Annotated in this window: 11 protein-coding genes, 1 tRNA gene and 1 pseudogene; 11 read left to right on the top strand and 2 right to left on the bottom strand. The window is 66.4% G+C overall.

Annotated features, from left to right (window positions below; all coding sequences use genetic code 11):
• The 11 genes and pseudogenes from tuf to rplA all read left to right on the top strand — a co-directional run.
• Positions 1 to 131 (top strand): annotated as a pseudogene (gene tuf, locus Q4F04_RS13555) (elongation factor Tu); the annotation flags it as partial.
• Between the two features lie 183 nt (positions 132 to 314).
• On the top strand, positions 315 to 1,013 hold the full coding sequence (locus Q4F04_RS13550) for a BPL-N domain-containing protein (protein WP_303370340.1): 699 nt from the start codon (positions 315 to 317) through the stop codon (positions 1,011 to 1,013).
• The gene (locus Q4F04_RS13545; RefSeq protein WP_303370339.1) at positions 1,010 to 1,435 is read left to right on the top strand and encodes an HIT family protein; all 426 of its coding nucleotides are present in this window, start codon (positions 1,010 to 1,012) and stop codon (positions 1,433 to 1,435) included. Before Q4F04_RS13550 ends, Q4F04_RS13545 begins: the two co-directional genes overlap by 4 nt.
• 88 nt (positions 1,436 to 1,523) lie before the next feature.
• A complete protein-coding gene (locus tag Q4F04_RS13540) occupies positions 1,524 to 1,931 on the top strand; it encodes a GFA family protein (RefSeq protein WP_303370338.1) in 408 nt (135 codons plus the stop codon).
• A 98-nt stretch (positions 1,932 to 2,029) separates the two neighbouring features.
• A complete protein-coding gene (locus Q4F04_RS13535; RefSeq protein WP_303370337.1) occupies positions 2,030 to 3,904 on the top strand; it encodes an ABC transporter ATP-binding protein in 1,875 nt (624 codons plus the stop codon).
• A 54-nt stretch (positions 3,905 to 3,958) separates the two neighbouring features.
• Positions 3,959 to 4,034, top strand: a tRNA-Trp gene (locus tag Q4F04_RS13530).
• A gap of 25 nt (positions 4,035 to 4,059) precedes the next feature.
• A complete protein-coding gene (locus tag Q4F04_RS13525; protein ID WP_303370336.1) occupies positions 4,060 to 4,947 on the top strand; it encodes a hypothetical protein in 888 nt (295 codons plus the stop codon).
• A 124-nt stretch (positions 4,948 to 5,071) separates the two neighbouring features.
• Positions 5,072 to 5,263 carry a preprotein translocase subunit SecE gene (gene secE, locus Q4F04_RS13520; RefSeq protein ID WP_182791561.1) on the top strand — a complete coding sequence of 64 codons (192 nt, stop codon included), beginning with the start codon at positions 5,072 to 5,074 and terminating at the stop codon, positions 5,261 to 5,263.
• A 148-nt stretch (positions 5,264 to 5,411) separates the two neighbouring features.
• Positions 5,412 to 5,951, top strand: a complete 540-nt coding sequence (nusG, locus tag Q4F04_RS13515; protein WP_182791562.1) for a transcription termination/antitermination protein NusG — start codon at positions 5,412 to 5,414, stop codon at positions 5,949 to 5,951.
• Positions 5,952 to 6,038: 87 nt separating this feature from the next.
• Positions 6,039 to 6,491, top strand: coding sequence for a 50S ribosomal protein L11 (gene rplK / locus Q4F04_RS13510; RefSeq protein ID WP_303370335.1), 453 nt, complete (start codon positions 6,039 to 6,041; stop codon positions 6,489 to 6,491).
• Between the two features lie 5 nt (positions 6,492 to 6,496).
• A complete protein-coding gene (gene rplA, locus Q4F04_RS13505; RefSeq protein WP_303370334.1) occupies positions 6,497 to 7,195 on the top strand; it encodes a 50S ribosomal protein L1 in 699 nt (232 codons plus the stop codon).
• Positions 7,196 to 7,244: 49 nt separating this feature from the next.
• Here rplA and Q4F04_RS13500 read toward each other — a convergent pair whose 3' ends face one another.
• A complete protein-coding gene (locus Q4F04_RS13500) occupies positions 7,245 to 8,102 on the bottom strand; it encodes a glycosyltransferase (protein ID WP_303370333.1) in 858 nt (285 codons plus the stop codon).
• A gap of 153 nt (positions 8,103 to 8,255) precedes the next feature.
• The coding region (locus Q4F04_RS13495) for a glycosyltransferase (RefSeq protein WP_303370332.1) at positions 8,256 to 8,798 on the bottom strand (543 nt) is incomplete at its 5' end.

Raw genomic sequence — 8,798 nt, 5'->3', positions numbered from 1 at the left:
TGCCGGGCGACAACCTGAAGTTCGAGGTCGAGCTGATCGCGCCCATCGCGATGGAAGAGAAGCTGCGCTTCGCCATCCGCGAAGGTGGTCGCACCGTCGGCGCGGGCGTGGTCTCGAAGATCCTCGAGTGAGCGACGGCGGCGGTGGGGTGAAACCCCACCCTGCGGGCGCTGCAGGACAGGGGTTGCCCCACCTGCAGCCGAGACAAAGGCCCGTCCCATGAAGGGGCGGGCTTTTTGCTTGCCTCGGCCTGCAAACGGGCCAGAATGACCCGGTGACAGCCGCCAAGGGGCCTTGCAGATGATCCGGCAACCATGAGGATGCCTCGCCTTCTTCTGCCGGTTCTCTGGCTGATGACGGCTGCTCAGGTTTGGGCAGAGACGGCCTTGGTCTATGACGGTCCGGGCACCTGCGACGGTTGCGCCGAGGCGATGGCCGAGGCCGCCCGGCGCGCGGGACTGACGCCCCGGCTTGTCGGTCCCGAAGGGCTGGACCCGCGCGTGCTGGAAACGGCCGAGGTGGTGATCGTCGGCGGCGGCGACGATATGGATGTCCTGCGCGAGGGGATCGGCGATCGCCGGCTTCAGGGGCTTGCGGACTGGGTGGCGCGGGGCGGACGCTACATGGGGGTCTGCGCCGGGGGCTATCTCGCGGGGCGGACGCTTGACGACGCGGGCGAGGTGCCGGGCCCCGACCTTATCCAGGGCGATGCGGTGACCGCCACTCCGCTTGCCGCGCGGGTCGAGACGGTGACATGGCGCGGGCGCAAGCTGCGGATGTACACGCAGGAGGCACCCGGGTTCGAGCTCGACGACGACTTCGCGGGCGAGGTCGTCGCGCGCTATGCCGACGGCACCCCGGCCGCGCTGCTGGTCCCCCACGGCGAAGGCCTCGTCGCGGTGTCCGGCCCCCATCCCGAGGCTACGGCGGACTGGCTGGAGGGCGACGGGCTTCCGCTTGAGCCGCTGCCCGGTCCCGATTTCGCCGCCGAGTTCCTGCGTGAGGTGCTATGACCAACCCCTGCCTGTTCTGTCGGATCGCACGGGGCGAGTTGCCCGCACATGTCGTCCATGAGGATGATGAGATCATGGCCTTTCTTGACCTGCATCCGATCCGGCGGGGTCATGCGCTGGTGATCCCCAAGACCCATCATGTCTGGTTCGAGGATCTTCCCCCGCCGCTTGCCGCCCGTGTGATGGAGTGCAGCCAGACGCTCGCCCGCCGGATGAAGCGGCTTTACGGGGTCGAGCGGGTGGCCATGTTCTTCACCGGCATCCATGTGCCCCATGCCCATGCCCATGTGGTGCCGATGCACGAGGTCCATGACGTGACCTCGCAGGCCTATCTGGCCAAGGGGCTGTCTGGCTTCGCGGCCCCGCCCCGGCTTCCCGAGGAGGAAATGGCGAAGGTCGCCCTTGAACTGGCGCGGGACTGACGGCGCCCGTCAGAAGCCATGGCCCCGGCGCCTTGCAGAAGGCGCCGGCGGGTTCATGATGTCATGACCGCAACAGGGAGTCAGGGGGATGACACGCAGGACCTATCACGGAAGCTGCCACTGCAGGGCGGTCACCTTCGAGGTCGACCTGGACCTGTCGCACGGAACCGGGCGCTGCAACTGCAGCTATTGCCGGAAGGTGCGGGAATGGGCGGCGATGGTGAAGCCAGACGCCTTCCGGCTGAGCGGGGCCGAGAACCTGACCCGTTATCCCGACGACCCCTCGCGTCCGAACGCGAGCTTCTTCTGCCGCATCTGCGGGGTGCGGACCCATGGCGCGGGCGACATCCCCGAGATCGGCGGACCTTATGTCGGCGTGCAGATCCCGGCGCTGGACGACGCCGGCACCGGCGAGATCATCGCCGCGCCGGTGCAATGGATGGACGGGCTGAACGACGACTGGTTCAGCATCCCGGCGGAAACCCGGCACCTGTGACCCGGACCCGCCGGGGAACCGGGACGCGGCATCGGGGTTCATTCCCGTAGCGCCCGGGGGTCGGGGCGCTGATCCCTCATTCGCCGCAAGAGGCCAGGATGTTCAGTTGGTTCGAGCGGCGCCTCGACCCTTACCCTTCCGATCCGCCGAGGATGCCGCCCAGGGGGCTGGTGTCCTTCGTGCTGCATTATTCGCAGGGCGCGCTGCCATGGCTGGTGCTGCTGGCTCTCACCTCGGCCCTGATCGCGCTGGGCGAGGTCGTGCTGTTCGGCTATCTTGGCGAGCTGGTGAACCGGCTGGCCGAGACGCCCGCATCCGAGTTCTGGGCGCTGGAAGGGCGGCGGGCCGCGTGGATGGCGGTCCTGCTGCTGCTGGTGCTGCCGGCGCTGAACATCCTCAGCGCGCTGGTGATGCACCAGACGCTTCTGGGCAACTTTCCCCAGCGCATCCGCTGGCAGGCGCACCGCTACCTGCTGCGCCAGTCCCTGGGCTATTTCCAGGACGAGTTCGCGGGCCGCATCGCCACCAAGCTGATGCAGACGGCGCTGGCCGTGCGCGAAGTGGCGATGAAGGTCATGGACGTGGCTGTCTATGTCGCCGTCTATTTCGTGGGCGCGTTGGCGCTGGCCGCATCCCAGGACTGGCGGCTGGCGCTGCCCTTCGCAGCCTGGGGTCTGGGCTACGCGGTCCTTCTGTGGCTGCTGATCCCGCGTCTTGGCCGCGCGGCCGAGGCACAGGCTGGCGCGCGTGCGGGCATGACGGGGCGCATCGTCGATGCCTACACCAACATCGCTACGGTCAAGCTGTTCAGCCACTCGGCCCGCGAGGAGTCCTTTGCGCGCGAATCGATGGACGAGTTCCTGGGCACCGTTCACTGGCAGATGCGGCTTTCGGCGGTGCAGGACATCACCCTGAACCTGCTGAATGCCGCACTGGTGGGGTCGTCGGCGGCGCTGGGCCTGTGGCTGTGGACGAACGGCACGGTGCCGGTCGGCGCGGTCGCGGTGGCGGTGCCGCTGGCGATGCGGCTGAACACCATGAGCCACTGGATCATGTGGGAATTCGCCGCGCTGTTCGAGAACATCGGCACCGTGCGCGACGGCATCGGCAGCCTGTCGCTGCCCCGCATGGTGACGGATGCGCCAGGGGCGAAGCCGCTGCAGGTGACGGCAGGCGCGGTCCGGTTCCAGGACGTGACCTTCCGTTATGACGCCGGCCCCGGCGAGCGTCCGCTGGCGGTTCTGGACGGGCTTACGCTGGATATCGCCCCGGGCGAGCGGATCGGGCTGGTCGGCCGCTCGGGGGCGGGGAAATCGACGCTCATCAACCTGCTGCTGCGTTTCCACGATGTCGAATCGGGGCGCGTCCTGATCGATGGGCAGGACATCTCGCAGGTCACGCAGAACTCTCTGCGCGCGGCCATCGGCGTGGTGACGCAGGATTCGAGCCTGCTGCACCGATCCGTCCGCGACAACATCGCCTATGGCCGCCCCGATGCCACGCCCGCGCAGATCGAGGCCGCAGCCCGGCTGGCCGAGGCCGCCGAGTTCATTCCCCGCCTTGCCGACAACAACGGGCGGCGCGGGTTCGACGCCCATGTTGGGGAACGCGGCGTCAAGCTGTCGGGCGGCCAGCGTCAGCGCATCGCCATCGCCCGCGTCGCGCTGAAGGACGCGCCGATCCTGGTGCTGGACGAGGCGACCAGCGCCCTCGACAGCGAGGTCGAGGCCGCGATCCAGGCGCAACTGGAACGGCTGATGGCCGGCAAGACCGTGATCGCCATCGCCCACCGCCTGTCCACCATCGCCGCGATGGACCGGCTGGTGGTCATGGATCAGGGCCGGATCGTGGAACAGGGGACGCATGCCGAACTGCTGGCGGCGAAGGGTCTTTATGCCCGCCTCTGGGCACGGCAGTCGGGCGGGTTCCTGGACGCTGCCGCTGAACCCGCACCCGATCCGCTTCCGGCCTGAGCGCAGATTGACCTTGCGCCAGCGCCGATCCTGCCGTAATCCGCAACTCGGCCTAGGGGTATAGCTCAGTTGGTAGAGCATCGGTCTCCAAAACCGAGGGTCGTGGGTTCGAGTCCCCCTGCCCCTGCCAGTTCCCGCACATCGAAAGTCCGGTCATGTCGCTGACGATCCATGTCGGCGCGCACAAGACCGCCTCGACCCATCTGCAGCAGACCCTGCGCGGTCTGATCCCGCGGATGCTGGCGACGGGCATCCATTACAGCGACGTCCACCACTGGCGCGGCGGCCCGGCCCGGCTGGCGGTGGCGCTGGGCGAGGGGGAGGACGCGGCCCGCCTGCGCAAGCGGCTGCGGCGGCGGCTGGACGTGACGGCGGCGACCTGGCCCGAAATGGTGATTTCCGAGGAAAACATCCTCGGCAGCCTCAGGCGCGAGTCGCTGATGGGCAGGGACAACCTCATCTACCCCGAGGCGCGCCGCCGGATGGGACGGCTGTGCGGGCTGCTGCGCCACCGTCCGGCGACGATCTGCCTTGCGGTGCGCGAGCCCTGCGACTTCCTGACCTCGGCCTTTTCGATGCAGGTGATGGGCGGGCACGAACTGATCCTGCCCGACTATCTCGGCGGTTTCGACCCCGCGCGCCTGTCCTGGACCGACCTCGCGCAGCGCCTGTTGTCCCTGCGCGGCGTGGCCCGGCTGGTTGTCTGGGCCTACGAGGATTATGCCGCCGTCCGCCCGCAGATCCTGTCCGCCATCTTGCCGCAGGCGCTGGCCGACCGTGCATGCGATCCCGCGCCCGCCATCGTCGGCCTTTCGCAACCGGCCTACCGCGAAGTGCTGGCCCTGACGCTCGATCGCCCGGACGCCGATCTGGCGCGCATCGCCCGCGAGGCCAAATCGCGCTTTCCGCGTGATGCCGGCGCCGAGCCGCTGAACCTGATCGACGAGGCGACAGCCGCCCGCTGCCGTGCCGCCTACGACGCCGACATGGCCCAACTCGCCCGCCTGCCGCGGACCACGCTGCTGCGTCCTTCCGGCCGGTGACATCTTTCTGGCCCAAATACCCATGCACCCGCGCCGCCGGCGCCTCGCCTGTCCGCGCCGCCCTGCGCCCTTGCCTTTGCCCCCTTGCGGCCTTATTTGGGCCGCTGCAACGCAAGGGACGCCCATGACCAACCCCGCCCAGTTCATCAGCCAGGTCCGCGCCGAAGCCGCCAAGATCGTCTGGCCGGGCCGGCGCGAGGTCGTCACCACGACGATCATGGTCTTTGTCATGGCGGGCCTGTTCAGCCTGTTCTTCTTTCTTGTGGATCTCGTGATCCGCTGGGGCGTGACCACGGTCCTGACGACGGTCGGCTGACGACGCTTGCAATCGACGGTCCGGGCGGATATGTCCGGCCGACCTGCCCGGCGACCGGCGTGCATCGATTCGGTATGCGCGCCGTTTCAGTTTTCGGGCCAGCGCGGGCCCGTGCGGCCGCAAAGTTCAAGCAGGGGACGATCAGTCGATGGCAAAGCGGTGGTATTCGGTCAGCGTCCTGTCCAACTTCGAGAAGAAGGTGGCCGAGGCGATCCGTCAGGCCGTGGCCGAAAAAGGTCTGGAAGACGAGATCGACGAGGTCGTCGTCCCCACCGAGGAAGTGATCGAGATCCGGCGCGGCAAGAAGGTCACCTCGGAACGCCGCTTCATGCCCGGCTACGTGCTGGTCCACATGGACCTGTCGGACAAGACCTATCACCTGGTCAACTCGATCAACCGCGTCACCGGCTTCCTCGGCGCGCAGGGCAAGCCCATGCCGATGCGCGACGACGAGGTGAACGCGATGCTCAGCCGCTCGGGGCAGGGGGGTGCCGAGGTGGCGCCGCGCAACCTGATCCGCTTCGAGGTGGGCGAGAAGGTGAACGTGACCGACGGCCCATTTGAGGGCTTCTCGGGCATGGTAGAAGAGGTCGATGACGCGTCCAGCCGCATCAAGGTGACCGTCTCGATCTTCGGCCGGCCGACGCCGGTCGAACTGGAATTCACGCAGGTTTCCAAGGCCTCGTGATGCAAGCGCGGGAGGCGCCCGATCTTCGATGATCGCGCCGCACCGCTAGGTCTGCCCTTCGGGGCGTGATGACAAGGAGAAGGCCCCATGGCCAAGAAAGTCGTCGGCAGCCTCAAGCTGCAAGTCAAGGCGGGGCAGGCGAACCCGTCCCCGCCCATCGGCCCTGCGCTGGGTCAGCGCGGGATCAACATCATGGAATTCTGCAAGGCGTTCAACGCCCGCACGCAGGAACTGGAACCGGGCGCCCCGACTCCGACCGTGATCACCTATTACGCGGACAAGTCCTTCACCTTCGAGACGAAGACCCCGCCCGCCGCTTTCCTGCTGAAGAAGGCCGCAGGCCTGAAGCCGGTCGGCAAGCGCAACCGCGCCAAGGGTTCGGACAAGCCCGGCCGCACGAGTGCCGGCACCGTGACCGCCAAGCAGGTCCGCGAGATCGCCGAGCTGAAGATGAAGGACCTGTCGGCCAATGACGTCGAATCGGCGATGCAGATCGTCCTCGGCTCGGCCCGGTCCATCGGCATCGAAGTGAAGGGCTGACCGACATGGCAAAGATGGCAAAACGGAAAGCCGCCGCTCGCGCCGCGTTCGAAGGCAAGGCGAACCTCGCTCTTGAGGAAGCCGTCGCGCTGGTCAAGTCCAACGCCACCGCGAAGTTCGACGAGACGGTCGAGATCGCGATGAACCTGGGCGTCGATCCGCGTCACGCCGACCAGATGGTCCGCGGCGTGGTGCAACTGCCGAACGGCACCGGCAAGGACGTCCGCGTGGCGGTCTTCGCGCGTGGTCCCAAGGCCGAGGAAGCCAAGGCCGCGGGTGCCGACATCGTCGGCGCCGAGGACCTGATGGAATCGATCCAGGGCGGCAAGATCGATTTCGACCGCTGCATCGCGACCCCGGACATGATGCCGCTGGTCGGCCGTCTGGGCAAGATCCTCGGCCCGCGCAACCTGATGCCGAACCCCAAGGTCGGGACGGTGACGATGGACGTGGCCGGCGCCGTCGGCAACGCCAAGGGCGGCGAGGTCCAGTTCAAGGCCGAGAAGGCGGGCGTCGTCCATGCCGGCGTCGGCAAGGCCTCGTTCGAGCCCGAGAAGCTGGCCCAGAACATCCGCGCCTTCGTGGACGCGGTGAACCGGGCCAAGCCCTCGGGCGCCAAGGGCACTTATCTGAAGAAGGTCTCGATCAGTTCGACCATGGGTCCGGGCGTGTCGCTGGACCTGACCTCGGCCACGCAGGGCTGAGAGCAGCCTTCGTCGAGCAGGGAAGTCCCGGCAGGAATGCCGGGACTTTTCATTTCTGGATTGCGCGGCGTCCCGGTGAACTGGCGATGATCTTCAGGAGATCCACCGGTCGCAGCCCGTTGAACTGCCGCTGGACCATTTCTCGGAAGCGGTGAGGACGGCTGGCGTAATAGCTGGTGGCGTGATCTGCCTGTGCCAGCATGAGCTTTTCGGCTTCCATCTCGCGGGTGTCGGATTGCAGATGCGTGGTATGGATATAGGCGAACGGTCCCGGCAGGATCAGCGACGGCGCGAAACGTTGATATCTTGTATGCGCCAGGGAATACGGGTTCCTGATGTGACCGGCCGGGTTCACCAGTGCATAGCCGATCGCGATATAGGGATCGAACTTGGCCAGCAACTCCGGTCCCGCCGCCGAGTTCGCCAGAAACAGCCCTGAAGGACGACTGATGATGCAGTGATCGGGGGCATTCGGGATGTTCTGACGCAGGGTGGCGATGAAGTCGGTTGCAAGGGCGTCGTCGTCATCCAGCCGGAAATGCAGCGTCCGGCCCATATGGACGCTTTCCTGCCGCTCGATCCATGGATTGATCGCCTGATTTATGTGGTCCGCGGCATCGTAGACAATCTCGATCTGCGGAATATCTGCTACGGCTGTCTCAAGACGGTTCCTGTAGCGATCAGGCAGTTCCGGCGAGGTGAAGACGACAAGGCGGAAATCCTTGTCGGTCTGCCAGCGCAAAGACGGCAGGCAGAGCTTTTCGAAGAAATGGAAGCGCTCCTCCAGCCGCTCGGGCGTATAGAGGACGTTCCGGCGAAACTCCGCGTCGTCGTTCCGGCGCGAAAGAAGCACATCGCTGCGGCCGAGGTAGGAGAAGCGCATATAGCCGAAGATATCCGTCTTCATCGCGGCATCGAGTCCCTGTGTCCTTTAAGGGATATGGGCTCAGCTTCACATGCCGCGGAAAAAGGGAACCGATGCGCGAGCAGCCGTTCTACCCCGCTGGAGAGGCCTTTGTGGAGGCACGAGATCCTCCGGGACAGCCATGTATTGCATCTGTCATGTCGGCGGGTTCTGCGTGATTGCCGCATCGGTCTTTGCTCTGCTCCGCCGGCTGGGTGCCCGCCGCATGATGTCGAGGAAATGCGACGGTTTGCAGCCTCCGAAATGGCGTTCGATCTCCTGCTTGAAGCGCCTTGGCCGATCTCCGAAATAAAGGGCATGTTCCCCGCGTGCATGGTTGATCTTGCGCCATTGCGCTGCGATCGTATCCGACTGTGCATGTGCTGTGTGAATATAGGCCAATGGTCCCGGCAGGCTCAGGGCTGGCACGGTCCGGTAATGTGCGCCGTGCTTGAGGTTGTAAGGGTTCCGGATATGTCCCGGAGGATTGACGATGGCAAAGCCGATCGCGATGTTCGGTTCAAATTTCGCCAGAAGCTCCGGGCCTTCGGCCGTGTCGACCAGCAGCACGCCCGACGGACGGGTAATCAGGGCGTGATCCGGCACATTCGCCATCTGCCGGCGAAGGGTGGCAATGAAATCGCTGGCAAGCGCGTCATCGTCGTCCAGCCGGAAGTGCAGCGTTCGTCGATTGTGCAC

Origin of the sequence: Paracoccus sp. (in: a-proteobacteria) (genome assembly GCF_030536915.1) — a bacterium.
Lineage (GTDB): Bacteria > Pseudomonadota > Alphaproteobacteria > Rhodobacterales > Rhodobacteraceae > Paracoccus.
This window is presented reverse-complemented; position numbering and strand designations above follow the sequence as displayed.

What these genes read in the sequence shown, in the direction of transcription:
- Q4F04_RS13550 (WP_303370340.1), top strand. Translation starts at nt 315, where the DNA reads ATGAGGATGCCTCGCCTTCTTCTGCCGGTTCTCTGGCTGATGACGGCT.
- Q4F04_RS13545 (WP_303370339.1), top strand. Translation starts at nt 1,010, where the DNA reads ATGACCAACCCCTGCCTGTTCTGTCGGATCGCACGGGGCGAGTTGCCC.
- Q4F04_RS13540 (WP_303370338.1), top strand. Translation starts at nt 1,524, where the DNA reads ATGACACGCAGGACCTATCACGGAAGCTGCCACTGCAGGGCGGTCACC.
- Q4F04_RS13535 (WP_303370337.1), top strand. Translation starts at nt 2,030, where the DNA reads ATGTTCAGTTGGTTCGAGCGGCGCCTCGACCCTTACCCTTCCGATCCG.
- Q4F04_RS13525 (WP_303370336.1), top strand. Translation starts at nt 4,060, where the DNA reads ATGTCGCTGACGATCCATGTCGGCGCGCACAAGACCGCCTCGACCCAT.
- secE (WP_182791561.1), top strand. Translation starts at nt 5,072, where the DNA reads ATGACCAACCCCGCCCAGTTCATCAGCCAGGTCCGCGCCGAAGCCGCC.
- nusG (WP_182791562.1), top strand. Translation starts at nt 5,412, where the DNA reads ATGGCAAAGCGGTGGTATTCGGTCAGCGTCCTGTCCAACTTCGAGAAG.
- rplK (WP_303370335.1), top strand. Translation starts at nt 6,039, where the DNA reads ATGGCCAAGAAAGTCGTCGGCAGCCTCAAGCTGCAAGTCAAGGCGGGG.
- rplA (WP_303370334.1), top strand. Translation starts at nt 6,497, where the DNA reads ATGGCAAAGATGGCAAAACGGAAAGCCGCCGCTCGCGCCGCGTTCGAA.
- Q4F04_RS13500 (WP_303370333.1), bottom strand. Translation starts at nt 8,102, where the DNA reads ATGAAGACGGATATCTTCGGCTATATGCGCTTCTCCTACCTCGGCCGC.